This window comes from Tellurirhabdus rosea (assembly GCF_026278345.1).
GTDB classification, from domain to species: domain Bacteria; phylum Bacteroidota; class Bacteroidia; order Cytophagales; family Spirosomataceae; genus Tellurirhabdus; species Tellurirhabdus rosea.
This window is the reverse complement of record NZ_CP111085.1, coordinates 3,386,318-3,405,949: the sequence shown is the minus strand read 5'-3', so window position 1 is coordinate 3,405,949 and position 19,632 is coordinate 3,386,318. Positions and strand designations below refer to the sequence as shown.

The 19,632-nt window shown below is 59.6% G+C and carries 16 protein-coding genes; 11 read left to right on the top strand and 5 right to left on the bottom strand.

From position 1 onward, the window contains the following. Positions 1–71 precede the first annotated feature (71 nt). From ORG26_RS14450 to ORG26_RS14440, 3 genes are all read left to right on the top strand, one after another. On the top strand, positions 72–1,565 hold the full coding sequence (locus ORG26_RS14450; protein ID WP_266362947.1) for a DUF1501 domain-containing protein: 1,494 nt from the start codon (positions 72–74) through the stop codon (positions 1,563–1,565). A 176-nt stretch (positions 1,566–1,741) separates the two neighbouring features. Continuing rightward, complete coding sequence (locus tag ORG26_RS14445; protein WP_266362945.1) at positions 1,742–2,431, top strand: DUF2306 domain-containing protein; 690 nt, start codon at positions 1,742–1,744, stop codon at positions 2,429–2,431. A gap of 371 nt (positions 2,432–2,802) precedes the next feature. After that, positions 2,803–5,217, top strand: a complete 2,415-nt coding sequence (locus ORG26_RS14440; protein WP_266362943.1) for an outer membrane beta-barrel protein — start codon at positions 2,803–2,805, stop codon at positions 5,215–5,217. Between the two features lie 44 nt (positions 5,218–5,261). Here ORG26_RS14440 and ORG26_RS14435 read toward each other — a convergent pair whose 3' ends face one another. Then, on the bottom strand, positions 5,262–6,632 hold the full coding sequence (locus tag ORG26_RS14435; protein ID WP_266362941.1) for a Gfo/Idh/MocA family protein: 1,371 nt from the start codon (positions 6,630–6,632) through the stop codon (positions 5,262–5,264). A 225-nt stretch (positions 6,633–6,857) separates the two neighbouring features. On the opposite strand from ORG26_RS14435, the gene ORG26_RS14430 reads away from it, so the two are divergent. From ORG26_RS14430 to ORG26_RS14405, 6 genes are all read left to right on the top strand, one after another. Next, positions 6,858–8,465, top strand: coding sequence for an N-acyl-D-amino-acid deacylase family protein (locus tag ORG26_RS14430; RefSeq protein WP_266362940.1), 1,608 nt, complete (start codon positions 6,858–6,860; stop codon positions 8,463–8,465). 6 nt (positions 8,466–8,471) lie between these two features. Next, the gene (locus tag ORG26_RS14425; protein ID WP_266362939.1) at positions 8,472–8,864 is read left to right on the top strand and encodes a contact-dependent growth inhibition system immunity protein; all 393 of its coding nucleotides are present in this window, start codon (positions 8,472–8,474) and stop codon (positions 8,862–8,864) included. 26 nt (positions 8,865–8,890) lie between these two features. Continuing rightward, on the top strand, positions 8,891–9,352 hold the full coding sequence (locus tag ORG26_RS14420) for a DUF6932 family protein (RefSeq protein WP_266362937.1): 462 nt from the start codon (positions 8,891–8,893) through the stop codon (positions 9,350–9,352). Positions 9,353–9,354: 2 nt separating this feature from the next. After that, entirely contained in the window at positions 9,355–9,588 is a 234-nt protein-coding gene (locus tag ORG26_RS14415; RefSeq protein ID WP_266362935.1) for a hypothetical protein, read from the top strand. A gap of 21 nt (positions 9,589–9,609) precedes the next feature. Beyond that, positions 9,610–10,668: an NHL repeat-containing protein gene (locus tag ORG26_RS14410; protein ID WP_266362933.1), complete on the top strand. Its 1,059-nt coding sequence runs from the start codon at positions 9,610–9,612 to the stop codon at positions 10,666–10,668. Between the two features lie 203 nt (positions 10,669–10,871). Then, the gene (locus tag ORG26_RS14405) at positions 10,872–12,371 is read left to right on the top strand and encodes a c-type cytochrome domain-containing protein (RefSeq protein ID WP_266362931.1); all 1,500 of its coding nucleotides are present in this window, start codon (positions 10,872–10,874) and stop codon (positions 12,369–12,371) included. A gap of 69 nt (positions 12,372–12,440) precedes the next feature. Here ORG26_RS14405 and ORG26_RS14400 read toward each other — a convergent pair whose 3' ends face one another. From ORG26_RS14400 to ORG26_RS14390, 3 genes are read right to left on the bottom strand one after another with little or no spacing between them, the layout of a single operon-like run. Then, a complete protein-coding gene (locus tag ORG26_RS14400) occupies positions 12,441–12,884 on the bottom strand; it encodes a MarR family winged helix-turn-helix transcriptional regulator (protein ID WP_266362929.1) in 444 nt (147 codons plus the stop codon). Positions 12,885–12,940: 56 nt separating this feature from the next. Continuing rightward, on the bottom strand, positions 12,941–13,396 hold the full coding sequence (locus ORG26_RS14395; RefSeq protein WP_266362927.1) for a DoxX family protein: 456 nt from the start codon (positions 13,394–13,396) through the stop codon (positions 12,941–12,943). Continuing rightward, positions 13,396–13,812, bottom strand: a complete 417-nt coding sequence (locus tag ORG26_RS14390) for an organic hydroperoxide resistance protein (protein ID WP_266362925.1) — start codon at positions 13,810–13,812, stop codon at positions 13,396–13,398. Before ORG26_RS14390 ends, ORG26_RS14395 begins: the two co-directional genes overlap by 1 nt. Positions 13,813–14,021: 209 nt before the next feature. Here ORG26_RS14390 and ORG26_RS14385 point away from each other — a divergent pair, with 209 nt between their 5' ends. Then, the gene (locus ORG26_RS14385; protein ID WP_266362923.1) at positions 14,022–14,819 is read left to right on the top strand and encodes a polysaccharide deacetylase family protein; all 798 of its coding nucleotides are present in this window, start codon (positions 14,022–14,024) and stop codon (positions 14,817–14,819) included. Here the strand turns inward: ORG26_RS14385 and ORG26_RS14380 are convergent. Then, the gene (locus ORG26_RS14380; RefSeq protein ID WP_266362921.1) at positions 14,816–15,868 is read right to left on the bottom strand and encodes an FUSC family protein; all 1,053 of its coding nucleotides are present in this window, start codon (positions 15,866–15,868) and stop codon (positions 14,816–14,818) included. The two genes, ORG26_RS14385 and ORG26_RS14380, sit on opposite strands and share 4 nt — an antisense overlap. Positions 15,869–16,151: 283 nt before the next feature. Between ORG26_RS14380 and ORG26_RS14375 the strand changes: the two genes are divergently transcribed. Further along, a complete protein-coding gene (locus ORG26_RS14375; protein WP_266362918.1) occupies positions 16,152–19,580 on the top strand; it encodes a DUF1553 domain-containing protein in 3,429 nt (1,142 codons plus the stop codon). The last annotated feature ends 52 nt before the right edge of the window (positions 19,581–19,632 follow it).

The following is a 19,632-nucleotide window of genomic DNA, read 5'->3' as shown; positions in this document are numbered from 1 at the left end:
GCAACGCGGTGTTTTTGACAATATTCATGGTTTGAAAAAATAAGCGGAGAGCTACTCCGCTTTACAGAGACATGAACAAGCTTCTGCACGAACTTCAGCAAGCCACCCTCCAGCGCGAGACGCGGCGGCATTTTCTTCATACCTGCTCCACCGGTCTGGGAGCTATGGGCCTGACGGGTCTGCTGACCGGCTGCGGCTTTTTTGACAAAAAACAACCGGCGGCCCAGGCGCCTGCTCTGGCGGACAATCCCATGACGCCCCGCGTGGCTCCGGCCGTGGCGCGGGCCAAACGGGTCATTTACATCCACATGGCCGGATCGCCTTCCCAGCTGGAATTGTTTGATTACAAGCCGGAGCTGGTGAAATACCACGGCCGGGACTGCCCGCAGGAACTACTGACGGGCAAGAAATTCGCCTTCATCCGCGGCGTGCCGAAGATGCTCGGTCCGCAGGGAAAATTTGCGCAGCATGGACAGTCGGGCGCGTACATTTCGGACTACCTGCCCTATTTGCAGCCGATGGCCGACGACCTGACGTTCCTGAAGGCCATGTACACCGACCAGTTCAACCACGCTCCGGCGCAGCTCATGATGCACACGGGCTCGGCGCGGCTCGGGCGACCGAGCATCGGCTCCTGGGTCACCTACGGCCTTGGGACCGAAAACGACGATCTGCCCGGCTTTATCGTGCTGGCTTCGGGCGGCAAACAGCCGGATGCGGGCAAGTCGGTCTGGGGCAGCGGGTTTCTGCCGACGGTCTACCAGGGCGTGCAGTGCCGCACGGACGGCGACCCGGTGCTGTACGTCTCCAACCCGGCGGGCATGACCGGCGACATCCGCAAACAGACCATCGACGCCATTACCGAAATCAACCGGCAGGAGTACGAGGAAGCACAGGACCCGGAAATTCTGACCCGCATTTCGCAGTACGAAATGGCGTTCCGGATGCAGACCTCCGTGCCCGACGCGATGGACATCAAAGGCGAACCGCAAGCCATGCTGGACCTATACGGCGCCGACCCCAACAAAGGCTCGTTTGCCCGGAACTGCCTGCTGGCGCGGCGGCTGGTGGAGCGGGGCGTCCGGTTCGTGCAACTCTTCGACTGGGGCTGGGATACCCACGGCACCTCGGCCGACGGCTCGATTGAAACCGGCCTCCGCAACAAATGCCAGGCGTCCGACCAGGCCGTGGCGGCGCTGCTGAAAGACCTCAAACAGCGCGGTCTGCTGGACGAAACGCTGGTGGTCTGGGGCGGCGAGTTCGGCCGGACGCCCATGCAGGAAAACCGCGACGGGCAGACGCTGCCGTTCATGGGCCGCGACCACCACCTCGAAGCCTTCACGGTCTGGATGGCGGGCGGCGGCGTGAAGCGGGGCTTCAGCTACGGCGAAACGGACGACATCGGGTACTACGGCGTCAAAGACAAGGTTCACGTCCACGACCTTCAGGCCACCATCCTGCACCTGCTCGGCTTCGACCACGAGAAGCTGACCTTCCCGTTCCAGGGACGCAATTTCCGGCTGACGGATACGGCGGGAAAAGTCGTGAAGGCGGTGCTGGCGTAAAGCCCTGAACGGCGGGGGTCGGAGTTGTTTTGCAAAAGAAGGGCAGTGTCAGCGCCCCGGTTGGGCTAACGGGCCTTGTCAAACGTCCCAAAACCTGCCGTACGACCCTATTTTTTGCATTCTGTCCGGGAAGGGCGGTACGTTTGCCTCAACCAAAACGCAAACGCACAACCGCCATGAAAATGCTGATTTCTTTCCTGCTCATCACCCACGTCGTCGCCGGGACGCTGGCCCTGCTGATTGGGCTGGTGCCGATGTTCGCCCGCAAAGGCAGCCGCTTACACAACCGCGCGGGCCGGATTTATGTCTGGAGCATGACCTACATTGCCCTTTCGTCGGTACTGCTTTGCGTGCTTCAGCCGTTCACGCTGTTCCGGCTTTTTCTGAGCGGAATTGCCGTCTTTAGTTTTTACCTGAGCACCACCGGCTGGCGGGCAACCCGGCAAAAGCGGGGGCAGATCACGGCGTTTGACCGGGTCCTGACTTACGGAACGCTGCTCGTCAGCGCGGGCATGATCGGCTTCGGCTTCTGGCTGCTCGCGCAGTCGTACTCGTACCTAAACGTGCTGTTCCTGGTTTTCGGCGGCATGACCGGAACCTTCGCCCTGAAAGATGCGCTTCGTTACCGGCAACCGGCCGAAAAAATGGCCTGGTACTTTCAGCACCTAACCCGGATGGGCGGCTCCTACATTTCGGCCATCACGGCGTTTCTGGTCAACAACAACACCCGGATGCTGCCCCCGGGCACGCCCGACTGGGTGCACCTGGCCACTTGGATCGTCCCTTCCGTCGTCGGCGGCATACTGATCGGGCGTACCGTTCGCTATTACAAGGAAAAATTTGACCGAAAGCCCGCCCTCGCCTGATTCATCCGACCCGTTTATACCCGCGCCACCGGCCCTTTCTGCAAAGGCCGGTGGCGCTCTTTTTTCGTTCCAATGGCTCTTTTCTGATTTCACAAAAAAAATAGCCTCGTTTGTTTCCCCGCCACCGCCACGCTACGACTAACCCGTTTGTCGGGCCGGCGGGCCGTTTGCGGCCTTCGGGCGGAGAGCGGTTCGGGTTCCACCCGAAAACGTTCCCATCCACTCCTCTTTTTTAACCATGAAAACTACCCGAATCCCTGATGCCTGCCTGCGCTCGTGGCCTCCCCCAACGAGTTTTTTACGCCTCCTGCGACCCGGTCTGAAGCCGACCAACAGTGAATCCACGGGCCCTTTCTGATGAGCTTGACGTTATGAAAACATTTATCCTTCTCGTTTTTGCGGCCACGAGCACCATTGCTTACGGACAGGCCAGGCTCAGTGGGACGGTTAAGGATGCGGCGGGCAAACCGCTGCCGTTTGTCACGGTGGTGCTGCTCAAACCGGACTCTTCGCTGGTGAAAAGCACCGCCAGCGACTCCGGCGGGCGGTACGCGTTCGAGAACGTCCGGTTGGGGGCTTACCGGCTGGCGGCCTCGGGCGTGGGTTTCCGCAAAATTGCGTCCCCGCCTTTTGCCGTGGAATCCCCTTCCACATCCGGCCCCACGCTGACGCTCGCGGAGAGCACCAGCCAACTGTCCGAAGTGACCATAGCGATCAAAAAGCCGTTTGTGGAACAGAAAATCGACCGCATGGTGGTCAACGTGGCGGGCAGCATCATCGGCAGCGGCAGCACGGCGCTGGAAGTGCTGGAACGGTCGCCCGGCGTAACGGTTGACTATCAGAACGAAACGCTTCAACTGCGCGGAAAGGAAGGCGTCATTGTGCAGATCGACGGGCGGCAGAGTTACCTTTCGCCGCAGGATGTGATTGCCCTGCTGCGGACGATGTCGAGCGACAACATTGAGAAGGTTGAACTCATTACCAATCCCTCGTCGCGCTACGATGCCGCCGGAAATTCGGGCATTATCAACATTCAGCTGAAGAAAAATCGCAGTCTGGGCACCAACGGCAGCCTGTCGGCGGCGCTCGGCACGGGCCGTTACGACCGCGAGCGGGGTGGCCTGCAACTGAATCACCGGACGGCCAAACTGAACCTGTTCGGCTCGTACAGCCTCAACCGGGGCGGCAATTTCTTCGATTTTCTGCTGAAACGCAACCAGCCGGACCCCAGCCCGACGGCCCCCGGCCGCCGCAACCTGGTGGAGACGTACACCTACCTGCGCTTCCGCGACCTGGGCCAGAATGCCAAAGCCGGATTTGATTTCATGCCGACCAAACAGACGACCATCGGGCTGGTCTGGACGGGTCTATGGAGCGACCACCGCGAACGTGGCCCCGCTTACGGCACCTTCCGGCGGACCGAAAACGGCCCCGTCTACCTCTGGACCGGGACCGAAAAAACCTATAACACCAACAGTCTCAATCAGGTCGGCAACCTCAATTTTCAGCACTCATTAGGAGAAAAAGGCGGGCAGCTCAACGCGGACGTGGATGTCGGGTACTTTCAGCGCGATTTCAGCAACCGCCTCCTGACGACGGTTCTGATTCCGGACGGGCAGACGGAGCCCAGCGAGCTACTCAACACGCAGCCGACCGAAATCAACATTTTTACGGCAAAAGCAGACTACACCCGCCCGCTGCGTAACGGCTGGCGGCTGGAAACGGGCCTCAAAACCGCTTCCGTCCGGACCGACAACGACCTGACGCTCAGCCTGGGCCCGCCCGGCGAAATCGTCCGTAACCCGGACCTGTCGACACGGTTTCTGTACACCGAACGGGTGAATGCCGCCTACGCGAGCGCTTCCGGGAAATGGGGCAAAACGCAGGTGCAGGCCGGTTTGCGGGCCGAACACACGCATTCGGAGGGCAACGCCGTGACCATGCGGCAGGTGGTGACGCGCAACTACCTGAACCTGTTTCCGAGCCTGTTTCTGACCCGTCCGCTGGCCGGCGACCGCACGCTGAATGCGTCCTACAGCTACCGCATCGACCGGCCCAATTACCAGTTTCTGAATCCGGCCCGGGGCTACGTCGATCCGTACACGTATTCGCAGGGAAACGCTTTTCTGCGGCCGCAGTACACCCATGCGCTGGAAGTTCGGTACGCGTTCAAAAACGGCCTTTTTGTCTCGGCGGGGGCCAATTACCTGCGGGACATGTTCAGCTATGTGGTGTATGTAACAGAAGGAAATACGGGTTACCGCTTTGCGCAGAACATCGGAAGGTCACAGGGCTATACCGCAACGCTCGGCTGGCCGGTTACCGTGACAAAAGGCTGGCAGTTGCAGACCAACTGGCTGGCGTATTTCAACCGCTACCAGTTCCGATACGAGAGCACCGACTTGCGCATCGACAACTTTTCGGGACGTCTCAACGCCAACAACGCCTTTACGTTTGGCAAAGGCTGGACGGGCGAACTGAACGGCTGGCTCCAGACGCCTTCGGTGACGGTTCTCTTCCGGACTCCCTGGCTCGGGTCGCTGGATGCGGGCGTGCAGAAAGCGGTCACTTCGGCCCTGAAGCTGAAACTGAGCGCCCAGGACGTGTTTCGCTCGAATCAGGTGATCGGCGGGGCCGACCAGCCGGGCAACTCCCAGTCCGTCCGGATCAAATTTGACACCCGCGTGGTGCTGCTCAACCTGACGTACTCGTTTGGCAACCAGCAGGTGAAAGCGGCCCGGCAGCGGCAAACGGCTTCGGAAGAGGAAAGCCGTCGGGCCAACTAGGACTTTAAAAGGCGAGGCCGGTAGCAATACCGGCCTCGATTTGTTTATACCCGCGCCGGTTCGGGATGCTTCCACGGGGCGCGGTAGGGCCGCTTGAGCAGCGCCGTAGCCTCTTTGTCGCCGACGACTTCGCGTTTCTGCGGATCGTACACCAGCGGGCGGCCGACTTTCATGGAAATATTCGCCAGAATGCAGCTGGCCGTGGAGATATGGCCTTCCTCGATGTCGGCCACCGGGCGGCTTTTTTTCTCGATAGCGCTCAGGAAGTCGAGCATGTGCAGGCGCGTGGCCGGGGCGGCGTTCAGTTCGATGCGTTCCTCGGTCTGGTCTTCGGGGTATTTTTCCTTTTCGTAGACCACGTCCTTGTGAATCTTTTCGACCTTTTTGTCAACGGGCACAAAGTCGTACTGCATGGTGCTGGCGTACAGCGTTCCTTTGTCGCCGTAAATCGTCAGCGACCAGGGGTAATCGGCATTGGCGGGTGTCCCCCAGGAGCGGTGAGTCCAGACGCAGTTGAGGTTGTCGTATTCGAAAACGGCCGTCTGGGTGTCGGCGATGTTCGATTTGCCTTCTTTCTGCACGTACACCCCGCCCGTGGACGAGATTTTTTTCGGCCAGCCCAGCCCCAGCATCCACCGGACCGTATCGAGCATGTGGACGCACATATCGCCCATGATGCCGTTGCCGTACTCGTTGAAGGTCCGCCACCAGCGGATGTGCGGCAGTCCGTCGTAGGGGCGCAGGGGAGCGGGGCCGGTCCACATCTCGTAGTCCAGAAAGGCCGGAACCGCCTGGGTCTCCGGGTTTCCGTTGGCCCGCATGTGGAAGTAGCAGCACATTTCGACGTGGGCGACTTTGCCGAGCAGCCCTGTCTCCACGATTTTTTTCTTGGCGTCGATGAGGTGCGGCGTGCTTTTGCGCTGCGTGCCGACCTGCACCACTTTGTTGTATTTGCGGGCGGCGGCCACCATCGCTTCGCCTTCCATCACGTCCACGCTGATGGGCTTCTGCACGTACACATGCGCTCCGGATTTCAGGGCGTCGATGGTTTGCAGGGCGTGCCAGTGGTCGGGCGTACCGATCAGGACAATGTCCATTTTATTTTCGTCCAGCATCTTCCGGTAATCGCCGTATAGTTTAGGCACCTTGCCGGATTTCTGCCGCTGGCTGACGAGTTTACCGGCCGCTTCGAGCATGTTTTTATCCACATCGCAGAGGGCGACAACCTCCACGGGTGCTACCTGAATAAGGCGAAAGAGGTCACTTTTGCCGTACCAGCCCGTGCCGATCAGGCCAACGCGGTAGGTCTGGGCCGTCGGATGGAGCATGTTCATGCCGTTGGCTCCGTAGGCGGTCAGAGCCAGTGCCGCCGACGCGCTGAGGAAGCGCCGCCGGTCGATGGTGAGGTTATTCATACGAGTAAGGGTTGCGGAAAGGCGGTTAGTCTTTGGATATTTTCGTAAAAAGCCGCCACCGGACCGTACTTACTCTATTCCTCTCCCGCTGAACCGGTTTGGTCCTCCCGACCCCGGATTCAGCGGATTTTCGGCGAAAGAAAGGCTTCTTTGCGGCCGGAAGGGCCTTTTGTGTAGACATCCCGCGGTTCTTTTGCTACCTTGTAGCAACCTAACTCTTTCGTAATGCCAACACTACGTTTACTCCTCTTCGTATTGATGACCTTAACGGCCCGTGCCCAGACGTACGACCTCGTCATCCGCAACGGCCGGGTCGTTGACGGCACCGGAAACGCCTGGTACCACGCCGACATCGGCATTCGGGCGGGCAGGATTACCCGGATCGGCGCCATCCCGGCGGCGGAGGGCAAACGGGTCATCGACGCCCGAAACCAGATCGTTGCGCCCGGTTTCATCGATGTCCACACGCATCTGGAAAGCAGCATCGGGCCGCGGCCGGGGGCCGAAAATTTCCTGTACGACGGGGTCACCACACTCATCACGGGCAACTGCGGCGGGTCGGCCACCAGCCTGCGGGCCTTTTTCGACTCGCTGGCGCTGACGGGCGTTTCGCCCAACGTCGCGGCCATGATCGGCCATAATACCGTCCGGCTGAAAGTGATGAAAACGGCCTTCCGCGACCCTACCGCCCGCGAACAGGCCGAAATGGAGCGCCTCGTGGAAGAAGCCATGAAACAGGGCGCCGTGGGCCTCTCGACCGGGCTCATCTACAAACCCGGCACCTGGGCCAAAACGGGCGAAATCGTGGGGCTGGCCAAAGTGGCGGCGCGCTACGGTGGCGTCTACGCCTCGCATATCCGCACCGAAGGCCAGGAGGTCCGCAAAGCCATTGCCGAAGCCATTCAGATTGGCCGTGAAGCCCGCATTCCGATTCAGATTTCGCATTTTAAAGTCGCCAGCAAGCCCATCTGGGGCGCCAGCCGCGAAACGGTCGGCATGGTGGAGGCCGCCCGCCGCGAAGGCATCGACGTGACCGTGGACCAGTACCCGTACACGGCGTCCAGCACTTCGCTCGAAACCATGCTCCCCTCCTGGGCGCTGGCCGACGGCGACTCGGCCCTACTCGCCCGGCTCCGCGACGCAGCGACCCGCACCAAAATCCGCAACGAAATGGTGACGGCCCTCAAAAAAAGCGAGCGCAAGAACTACGAATACGCCGTGGTGGCCTACTACCGCGCAGATACCACCCTCAACGGCAAGAGCATCACGGCCATCAACCGGCAGATGGGCCGCAAGGCAAACCTGGAAACGGAGGCCGAACTGATTCTGGAGCTGATGGAAAAAGCTAACCTCCAGCGGATTCAGATGGTCTACCACACCATGTCGGAAGAGGACGTGACCACCATCATGCGGTATCCGAACACGATGATTGCCTCCGATGCCGGGGTCGTGCGGTTTGGGTCGGGAATGCCGCATCCGCGCGCCTACGGCACCAACAGCCGCGTGCTGGGCCATTACGTACGCGAACAGAAGGTGCTGGGTCTGGAAGATGCCGTCCGCCGGATGACCTCCCTGCCCGCCCAGCGCTTCAGACTGGCGGACCGGGGCCTGCTGCGGCCGGGCTACGCGGCGGACCTCGTAGTTTTTGACGAAAATACCGTGGCCGACGGCGCCACCTACGACGCGCCGCATGGCTACGCCAAAGGATTCTCGTACGTGCTGGTCAACGGCGAGCCGGTCATTGAAGACGGTCGGCACAACGGAAAGCGGCCCGGCCAGTTGCTGCGGGGCAGTGCCTACGCGGCGGGCAGTGTAGCCGACGCGAATAAGTAAAAAAGCATGGAAACCACCTGGAAAGAACAAACCCTCGAAACCATTGAACAGCGAAGCTGGCCGGAACCGGACTTCGACGACCATACCGGACAGCGGCTGTATGCCCTCTGGCGCACGCCGCTGGCCCGCTTTACAGTGGAAGACATCCGCCTGCTGATCGCCCACAAGGCCGCCCTGTCCCACCTGGTCCCGCTGGCGATCGAAAAGCTGGGCGGCAATCTGTTTGCAGAGGGAGATTTTTACCCCGGCGATCTTTTACAGAGTGTACTGACCATCGACCCGGAATTCTGGTACGCCAACCGCCCGCTCTGGTCCAGCGTGTACGAACTGATCCGGTACCGGGACTGGGAACTGGAAGAGCGCGGCATCCGCGCGGATGGTTTTCTGGAACTGTCGTAGCACAGACGTTTGTCCACCGAACTTGTATGCAGTTTGACGAATACGGGCACCTGCTGCCCTACGAACCGATTTTAGCGGATTTGGAAACGTTCGAGCAGGAATTTGTCGCCGCGTTTCCAGCCTCGGCATCCCGCCGGGAATTGTTTTTGCATTATTGTGCGTACGTTCAGGAGTTGAAACAGTGGCTCCCCGGTGGATTTACCCAGTGGATTGACGGTAGTTTTGTTACCCGAAAGCTGAATCCAAAGGATATTGACGTGGTTACGTTCGTCCCTTATAATCAGTATACGCAGCATGAGCCGATCATTAACGAGCTAAGGCAGCAGCGGATTAGTCGAAAAAAACAAATTGACGGTTATTTTGTAAAAACTTTTCCCGAAAACCACCGGCTGCATCACCTGTACGTCCTGGACCGTGCCGACTGGCTTTTTCAGTTCAGCGGAACAAGAGACAATCGGAATAAAGGTTTTATCGTAATTCGATACTGACTATGGAACAACCACGGGATGAGCACGAGCGCGGCTTGTTCATTGCTCGATTACTCGAATTGATTCAACGCACCACGGCAGCCATCGCCCGCCATCAAGCGATCGAAGAAGCGGACCGTGACCGGTTTGCCATCCAGCAATACACTGAATTGCGTGAGCGGTACCTTGAAGAACTGACGCAATTGCTAGAAGATGCCGGACTTGATGTCCACCTGCACGTCAGACAAGCCGCCTGATCCCTACCTTTCCTGAACCCCATGAACCACCCAACCCGCCGCGTCTTCCTGGCGCAGACTGCCACGCTGGCCGCCGCCGTCAGCTTTCCGAATGTTCTCTTCGGTAAACAGCCGAAAGGGGACGAGATCGTCGTCGGGCACAACTCGCACCGCTACCGGGCCGTCCCGAACTGGGGCGTGCTGGACGCGGGCAAAAACCCCGTCAACGACTGCCACGAGATGGTGCAGGACGCCAAAGGCCGGATTCTGCTGCTCACCAACGAGACCCGCAACAACGTCCTGATCTACGACAAATCGGGCAAACTACTCGACAGCTGGGGCAACGCCTATCCCGGTGCCCACGGCCTGACGCTGGCCAGCGAAGGCGGCGAACAGGTGCTGTTCATCTGCGACCCCGACCGGCACCAGGTCATCAAAACCGACCTAAAAGGAAAGGAACTGCTGAAACTGGATTACCCGCGCGAAACCGGCGTCTACGCCCATCCCGCGCAGTTCAAACCGACCGAAACGGCCGTCAACCCCGCGAACGGCGACATTTACGTGGCCGACGGCTACGGCTCCAACTACGTCATGCAGTACGACCGCAACGGTAAACTGATCCGGTATTTTGGCGGGAAAGGGACCGAAAACGGGCATTTCGACTGCTGCCACGGCGTGCTGGTCGATACCCGCAACAAAGCCAACCCCACGCTGCTCGTCACCGACCGCCGCCGCAACGCTATCAAGCGTTTTACTTTGGACGGAAAATACCTTTCGACCATCTCGCTGCCCGGCTCGTACGTCTGCCGCCCCGTTCTGCACGGCGATATGCTCTTTGCGGCCGTCTTCCGCAGCACTTCGGACGCCTACCCGGATTCGGGTTACGTGCAGATTCTGGACAAGGCCGACAAGGTGGTGTCCACGCCGGGCGGCTCGGCTCCGGTGTACCAGAACGGGCAGTTGCAGGAACAGCGCAAGGACCGCACGTTTGCCAGTTTTCTGCATCCGCACGATGTGCTGGTGGACGAAGACGAAAGCCTGTACGTGGCGCAGTGGGCGTCGAAAAAAACGTATCCGGTGAAGCTGGAGCGGATTGCCTGAGCGGGCGCCCAGGGGTTCACGCAGATTTACGCGGATTTTCCCGCAGATTTTCGCAGAAATAATCTGGGAGAATCTGCGGGAAAAATCCGCGTAAATCTGCGTGAACCAGACCCTTCCAATCGAAGCCGCATCAGTATTTACCCGAAATTTCCGCCTTTAGGAAGTATCGTTACAAGCCGTCATGCGGCTGAATCTGAATCTACATGAGCCTGCTCCTTCAAGCCACCGCCCCCTCTGACTGGTTACTTTTCTTCGGCCGCTTTCACCCGCTGATCGTCCACCTGCCGATTGGTTTCCTGATGGTGGCCGGGCTGCTCGAACTCGGGCGGCTGACGGGGCGGATCAGCTTCAGCGCCAGCACCCTCACGGCCATTCTGTTCTGGTCGGCGGTGAGCGCCACGGTGGCCTGCGTCTTCGGGTACTTCCTGTCGCTGGGCGGCGGCTACGAGGCCGAATTGCTGGAGGAACACCAGTGGCAGGGCATCGGCGTAGCGGCGTTTGCCTGGGTGGCCTGGGCGGTGAAGTCCGATCGTTTTTCCGAAAAAATCCCTTTCAGTTCGGCCCTGTACGTGCCCGCGCTGGCCTTGTCGCTGCTGCTGTTGATGGTGGCGGGGCATCATGGCGGCTCGCTCACCCACGGCACCGATTACCTGACGCAGTACACGCCCGAGCCGATCCGGACGCTGGCCGGGATTCCGCCGCGCGAGGAAGACGTGCTGGCCCTCAAGCCGATTGAGAACGTCAACGAGGCGCTGGTGTACGAGCAGATTGTGAATCCCATTCTGAAAACCCGCTGTGTGCAGTGCCACAATCCGCAGAAGGCGAAGGGCGATTTGCGGATGGACACGCCCGAAATGCTCCGGAAAGGCGGCGAGGAAGGCCCTATTTTCGTGCCGGGCAAGGCCGACGAAAGCGAAATGCTGAAACGCTGCCTGCTGCCGCTGGAAGACGACGACCACATGCCCCCCAAAGGCAAAACGCAGCTGACCGAAAACCAGCTTGCCCTGCTGCGCTGGTGGATCAACGAAGGCGCGCCGTTTGACAAGAAAGTCGCTCAGCTGAAAGTGGACGAAGCGGTGAAACCGGCGCTGGCGTCGCTGGGCAGCGGGGGTGGGACGAATGAGGAAGAATTAAAAATGAAGACTGGTGAATCGCCGGTGCTGGCGCTGAAGGTGGCCGCTCCGGACGCAAAGGCGGTCGAAGAACTGAAAAAGACCGGCCTGCTGGTGCTGCCGCTGGCGAAAGACCAGAATCTGCTGGAGGTAAGCGCCGTGAACGCCCGCTCGTTCAGCGACGCACAGGCCGCGCTACTGGGCAAATTGAGCGAACAGATCGTCTGGCTGAAGCTGGGCGACACCCAGATCACCGACGCCACCCTCACGCAGGTAGCCCGGCTCAAAAACCTGCAAAAGCTTCACCTCGAAGGCACGGCGGTCACCGACGCCGGTCTCGCCAGTCTCAAAGTCCTGCCCTACCTCGAATACCTGAATCTCTACGGTACGGCGGTCACCGACGCCGGTCTGCAAAGCCTGAGCCGCTTGAAGTCGCTGAAAACCGTCTACCTCTGGCAGACCAAGGTGACCGAAACCGGCGTGGCGAATCTGAAAAAAGCGGTGCCGGGCCTGGAAGCCAATACGGGTTTGGACGAAAAGATAATTGCGGAGATGGTGAAAAGTGAAGAAACGGCCAAAGAGCAACCGTAACACCCGTTTCGCCTTTTTTTACGGGAAATGGCAGGTTCGCTTTGGACATTGCCGGAATCAGCAATGCCCTTATTTGCTGGACAACATCCGGATAAGCCCCTGCAACTGGTCTCGCATCTGAATCAGCCCCTCGACGGACAGCTCTTCCGACCGTAACCCCTTCACTAATTCTTCCGGAATCGAAGCGGCGGCGGATTGTAAGTCCCGGCCTTTGGGGGTCAGTTTGATAATCACTTTCCGCTCGTCTTCCGTGGAGCGCTGGCGTTCCAGCAGTTTCATGGCCTCCATGCGCTTGAGCAGGGGTGTGATGGTATTGGTCTCCAGCAGCAACCGCTGGGTGATTTCCGAAATAGAAATCCCGTCCGTCTCCCAGAGCACCAGCAGCACCAGATACTGCGGGTAAGTGAGGCCCAGTTTCTCCAGATGAGGCTGGTATTCCCGGATAATCAGGCGCGAGGCGGCATAGACCGGAAAACAAACCTGATTTTCCAGTTTGAGTTGTTCTACCATCATGATCTAAATCTTTATTCGTCAGGTCTAACGAATAAAGGTACCCATTTCAGCCGAAATCATTTCCAAGACGTCCGTTTTCGAGCTCGCCACGTCTGCCACGCGCCCGTCGCCCAGAGTGCCCAGATCACCAGCACCGGCTGAAAAAACAGCCGAACCGTGCGCGCCAGATCCGAATTCAGTCCGAAGGCGTCCCGGTGGTGCACCAGCTGAGCGATGTTGCCCGGAAAGATGGCGACAAAAAAAGCCGCGACAACCCACCCGACCAGAAACCGCTGACTGAACCAGAATACCAGCGCCAGCCCGAGGGTAATTTCAACGATACCCGACAGCACAACTACCAGATCCCCATCCAGAGGCAGCCAGGGAGGCACCTGCGCCAGAAACTCGGTTCGTGCCCAGGTGAGATGGCTTGTCCCGGCAAAGGCCAGATTCAGCCCCAGCAATACCCTACCCACCTTCTGAAAGGTGGATGTCCCTGCCTGATTATTCCCGGCAATCCCGTTTTGGTCCATTACTCCTGTAAGTGCAGGGTCACAACCACATTATTCCGAATCGCTTTTGAATACGGACAGACCGCGTGAGCCTGCTCAAGCAGTTCCTGAGCCGTAGCCCGGTCCGTACCTTCCATCCGAACCGCCAAATCGACGGCAATGTTGAAGCTTGTCGCGTCGGCCATTTGGAGAGAAACGGTCGCGGAAACGCTGGAAGTAATCTTAACTTTCCGCAAACGCGCCACCATGTTCAGCGCACTGTCGAAGCAGGCCGCATACCCGGCGGCGAACAACTGCTCCGGATTTGTAAAGTCCCCGGCAGGGCCACCCAACGCTTTCGGAGGGCGTACTTCCAGCGTCAACACCCCGTCTTCGCTGCTTACCTGACCCTCCCGGCCGCCTACAGCCGTTGCTGTCGTTTGATAAATCGTTTTCATTTGTATCGCATAAGATTATATCGTGTACGATACAAATGTATAGAAAGTCTCCACTCCCTCCAAACTCGGCCCTGAATCTTTATTCAGATTCAGGGATGAGGAATTCCATCATCGCAGCCAACATAAATATCCACAACTGATTAAGATTCGCTTCGTTTCTTCTTTCCTGACAAGAAAGAACCTGACCGTTCTCTGAAGCTCCCGTTTTTATGAAAAAACACGTTGTCCTCTTTTCCCTGCTCCTGACGCTAGCTGTTTCGGCCCACGCCCAGCAAAACGGCCCCTGGAACGGCAGGCGGTGCGCGGTGGTGCTCACCTACGACGATGCGCTCAACGAGCATTTTACCAATGCCATTCCGGCGCTGGATTCGCTCAGATTGAAGGGCACTTTCTACATCACGGACATTTTCGGCACGCTTCAGGCGCAGATTCCCGGCTGGCGACGGGCGGCGGCCAGCGGGCACGAACTGGGCAATCATACCTTCACGCACCCCTGCGAAGGCGGTCGGCCGGGGCGGGAGTTCGTCAAGCCGGATACGGACCTGACCCAATACAGCCTGCCACGCATCACGGCCGACATCCGGGCTATGAACGCCCTGCTGTTTGCCATCGACGGGAAAACGAAACGGACCTTCGCCTACCCCTGCGGCGATACCAAAATCGGGGGTACGCCTTACCTCAGCGGCCAGAAAGAGCTGTTCGTCGGGGCGCGGGGCGTGCGGGCAGGCATCACCCCGGCGGCCCAGGTAGACCTAACCAACACCAACGCCTTCATCGTCAACGGGCAGTCGGGTGAGGCGCTGATCGCGCAGGTGAAGAAAGCCGAAGCCCGGCAGGGTCTGCTGGTGTTCTGCTTTCACGGCGTGGGCGGCGGACATGGCCTCAACGTTTCGCTACCGGCGCACCGCGAACTGCTGCGCTACCTGAAACAGCACGAAAAAGACATCTGGGTCGCCCCGATGGTAGACGTAGCGGAGTTGGTGAAAGCGCAGCAGACCCGCCCCTAACGCCTTTTCGTCAGCGCAATTTTCGTTTTTCGCATCTGCCGGGTCGCCACGTCCTGTAGCCGCTCATTGTACAGCATCCAGCCGCCAAAGGCCCCGATGAGGCTTCCCAGGACAATATCCAGCAAACGGGCCGTAATCAGTTCCGTCGGGTTGGCGGTCAGCGAAGCGCCCGACTCGGCCAGAAAGATGGTGAGGATGGTAATGAAAATGACCGCAATGCCGTAGTTGCGCACCACCAGCCACTCGACCACCGTTTGCAGCACAATGATGCCGAGGGCCATCACCAGCAGCGTGGGCTTCAGGAGCAGAATGCCCCAGGCCAGACCCAGCCCCAGCAGCGTACCGATCACCCGCTGGAGGCTCCGCTGCCAGACATGCCGCGTACTGACGCCCTGCATCACGGCCATACAGGTCGTGGGCACCCAGTACGGATTCTGGAGTTTCAGCAACTGCGCCACCAGCAGCGACAGGCCCACAGTCAGCCCGAACGTAACCGATTCGACAAAGTTGACGTATTTGTTCTTGTCGACGCTGATGACCTCGGCCGCACTCTTCGTTTTCGACAGCGTGAGAATACTGTAAACCAGTCCCAGGGTGCAGGACAGCATCGTTCCGATGGCCACGTAACCGATTTTTTCGGGAATAAGCCGGACATCGTACGGCATGCAAAGGGCCACGGAAGCGACCATGATGAAGAAAAAATTGCCGGGCGGACGGGTCATTTTCAGGTAATACAGCACCAGATGCACCGTGAAGGCCAGCACGCCCAGAAAAGCGGAGGCTACAAAGGGGTTGAAGCCGCAAAGCAGCCCCAGCGAAAAAGAAACCAGGATGCCGAACGAACAGCTCATCAGCGTGATCATCCGGACCACCACACTCGACGATTGCAGGTAAAGAATCACCAGCCCGGCCATCGAAGCCAGCTTGCCGCCCGGCAGGTTGCCCGTCAGGTAGCCCGCCAGCATGGGAATGCCCACGCACAGGCCCGCCAGCACGGGAAAATCCCAGCGGCGGTCTGACTTTTTGATTTCAAAGAGTTCTTTAACCATAAAAAATTGCCGTTCACTTTTCCGGTAGTCCATCCGGTAAAGGAGCCGGGTAAACGCTCAACAGAAGCAGAACCGGGAAAGGCTCAAACGCCCGCCGGATTTTACCAAGCGGGCTTTCCGGCCCTTTTTTTCAGCGGGAGATTTTGCTTTTACCGGCCGCCCGAAGGTTAAGAAACCAACTCCTCCGGCCTTTTAGGGGAAGGATAAACCTTCTGACAACTTAGCATAATAAGTCAAAAACCTTATCTTTGCTAAGCCCTGACCTTAAACCCGTTATCTTATCATGAAAAGCCGGCAGTCGATATTGCGTTTTTCGACGGCTTACGCCCTGGCCGGACTGCTGCTGGGCGCGTGCAGTCATGTGGAAAAACCCGCCGAAATCGTGGCGGTGGAACACACGCTGCCCGAAAAAGTCGATTACAATCTGCATATCAAGCCCATTCTGTCGGACCGCTGTTTTGCCTGCCACGGGCCGGACAAAGCGAAGCAGAAGGCCGGACTGCGCCTCGATACGCCGGAAGGCGCCTACGAAGCCCTGACCGAAAGCGGCAACCGGGCCATTGTTCCCGGAAATCTCGCCAAAAGTGAATTCTACCACCGCATCGTCTCGACCGACCCCGAGTACATGATGCCCGAGCCGTCGTCGAACCTTGCCCTTTCGGCGGAAGAAAAGGCGCTGCTCATCCGCTGGATCGAACAGGGCGCCCAGTACAAACCCCACTGGTCGCTGACGAAAGTCGAAAAACCGGCCGTGCCGCAGGTGAAGGACAACGGCTGGGCGAAAAACGACATTGACCGTTTTGTCTGGCAACGCCGGGCCGAGATGCCCGCGCTTGCATCCCTGCGTCCCGCCCCCGAAGCCGACAAAGCCACCCTGCTGCGCCGGGTCTCCCTCGACCTGACGGGCCTGCCGCCGACACCCGCCGAGGTGGACGCCTTTCTGGCCGACAACTCCCCGAACGCCTACGAGAAAGTGGTGAACCGGCTGCTGTCCTCGCCCCACTACGGCGAACGGCAGGCCGCCGAATGGCTCGATGTGGCCCGTTACGCCGACACGCACGGCTATCAGGACGACGGCCTGCGCACCATGTGGCCCTACCGCGACTGGGTAATCCGGGCCTTTAACCGGAACCTGTCGTACGACCGTTTCACGACCTGGCAGCTCGCGGGGGATATGCTGCCCAGGCCCAGCCGGGACATGCTCGTCGCGACGGCCTTCAACCGCAACCACCAGCAGAGTCAGGAAGGCGGCATTGTGGACGAAGAATACCGCGTGGAGTATGTCGCCGACCGCACCAACACCTTCGGCAAGGCGTTTCTGGGCCTGACCGTCGAGTGCGCCCGCTGCCACGACCACAAGTACGACCCCATTTCGCAGAAAGATTATTTCTCGCTTTTTGCCTTCTTCAACAGCAACAACGACCGGGGCCAGATTCCATACAACGGCGAGGCCGCCCCGACCGTGACCCTGACGAGTGCCGAAACGGACGCCCGATTGAAATTTATCCGGGAAAAACTGACGCCGCTCCACCAGCAGCTGAACCCGGCCCGCCCCGACTACCAGCAGCGCTTTGGGCAGTGGCTGACGGCGGCCGAAAAAACGCCCGTTTCATCCCTCAAAACCGGCCTGATCGCGCATTATACCTTCGACGAAACCGACAAGGTCGATTACGTGGTCTTTACCAGACAGGAGGAGGAAAAGCGGAAAGCCGAACAGAAGCTCGACGACGAAAAGCGGAAGCGGGCCGAAGCGATGGGCAAAAAATACGAAAAGCCCAAAGAGCCGAAAAAGCCCAAAACGGCCGCTGAACTCGCCAAGGACCCGCGCAATCTGTTCATCAACGGGGCCAACGACACCGTTCCGGCGCGCCTGGGCGGCGACCCCGAAAAATACGCCCTGTCGGTGCCGGGTCGCTTCGGGCGGGCGCGGTTCCTGCGGGGCGACAGCCAGATTCAGCTGCCGGGCGATTTCGCCGTTTTCGAACAGAATCAGCCGTTTACGCTCAGCAGCTGGTTCAATCTGGCGAAACCGGGTATGGAAATGACCCTCATGGGACGCACCACGGGCCCCATGGACGGCCAGCGGGGCTATCAGATGGATTTGCTGAAAGACGGGCGGGTAAAGGTGACCCTCAGCCACGTCTGGCCCGACAACGCGCTGGACGTGGAATCGCTGGACAAAGTCCCGGTAAAAAAGTGGTTCCAGATCGCCATGACCTACGACGGCACGGGGCGCACGGCGGGCCTGAAGCTGTACCTGAACGGGCGGCCGATGCGGACGCAGGTAATCACCGACAACCTCCGGCACAGCATCGTCTGGGGCAAGGACAAGACCCACTGGGCACAGCACTCGTTCTACATCGGTCGGATGCACGACTATTTCTACAAAGATTTTGCGGTGGACGAACTGCGGATTTACAACCGCGCCCTGACCGAACTGGAGATGCCGCAACTCGCCGGAGGGCCGGATGCGCTGTCCACCGCACTCCGTACCCCGGCCGCCAAACGAACCCCGGCCCAGCGCAGCGGTTTGTACAATTTCTACGTCACAACGGTCGATCCGGGTTATAAAGCCGCCTTCGATGGGGCCATGAAACTGCGGGGCGAGGCGCTGATGCTGTACACCAATGCCGATCAGGTGATGACGATGCGGGAACGGAAGTTTCCGCGCAGGACCTTTGTGCTGAAGCGCGGCTCGTACGATGCCCCGGCTGAAGAAGTTTCCCCCAACACGCCCGCGCAGTTGCCCGCTTTTCCTCAAAAATACCCCAGAAATCGCCTTGGGCTGGCGCAATGGCTGCTGGACGAAGACAACCCGCTGTTTGCGCGGGTGGTGGTCAACCGGGTGTGGCAGCAGTATTTCGGGCAGGGACTGGTCAAATCCAGCGACGATTTCGGCAACCAGGGCAACCTCCCCACCCACCCCGAACTGCTCGACTGGCTGGCGGCGACCTTCCGGGAAAGCGGCTGGAATTACAAAGCCCTGCACAAACGGATCGTGATGTCGGCCACGTACCGGCAGTCGTCCGTCACCCCGGCGGCCGTTCGGGAGGCGGATTATGACAATTCGTACCTGACGCGCGGCCCGAACTTCCGCCTCTCCGCCGAGCAGGTTCGCGACAACGCCCTGGCGGCCAGCGGCCTGCTGACGCGCCGGATCGGCGGACCGAGTGTGCACCCGTACCAGCCCGCGGGCATCTGGGAGGCGCTCGCCACGCGCAACACCACCACATACGTGCAGAACCACGGCGACAGCCTGTACCGGCGCTCCATGTATACCATCTGGAAACGCTCGTCGCCCCCGCCGATGATGCTCAATTTCGACGCGGCGGAGCGGCATACCTGCACCGTGCGGCGTCAGAAAACCTCGACTCCGCTTCAGGCCCTCGTGACGCTGAACGACCCGCAGTTTGTGGAAGCGGCCCGGGTGCTGGCGCAGAAAACGTTCGGCACGGCGGACGTGGCGACGGCGATCAATACCTATTTTAAGGCGGTGGTGAGCCGGCCGGCGCGGCCGCAGGAGGTGGCGCTGATGCGGCAACTATACGCCGAAGAACTGGCCGATTTCCGGAAAAACCCCAAACGGGCGCAGGCACTGCTGACGGTGGGCGAATTTCCGGTGGACAAAAAGCTGCCGCCCGCCGAGCTCGCCGCCCGGACGGTCGTAGCCAGTACGGTGATGAATTTTGACGAGGCGATTGTCAAGCGATAATGTAAGGCGGAGCGCCGCTCCGCTTTGATTTTCAAAACAATAAAAACTACAC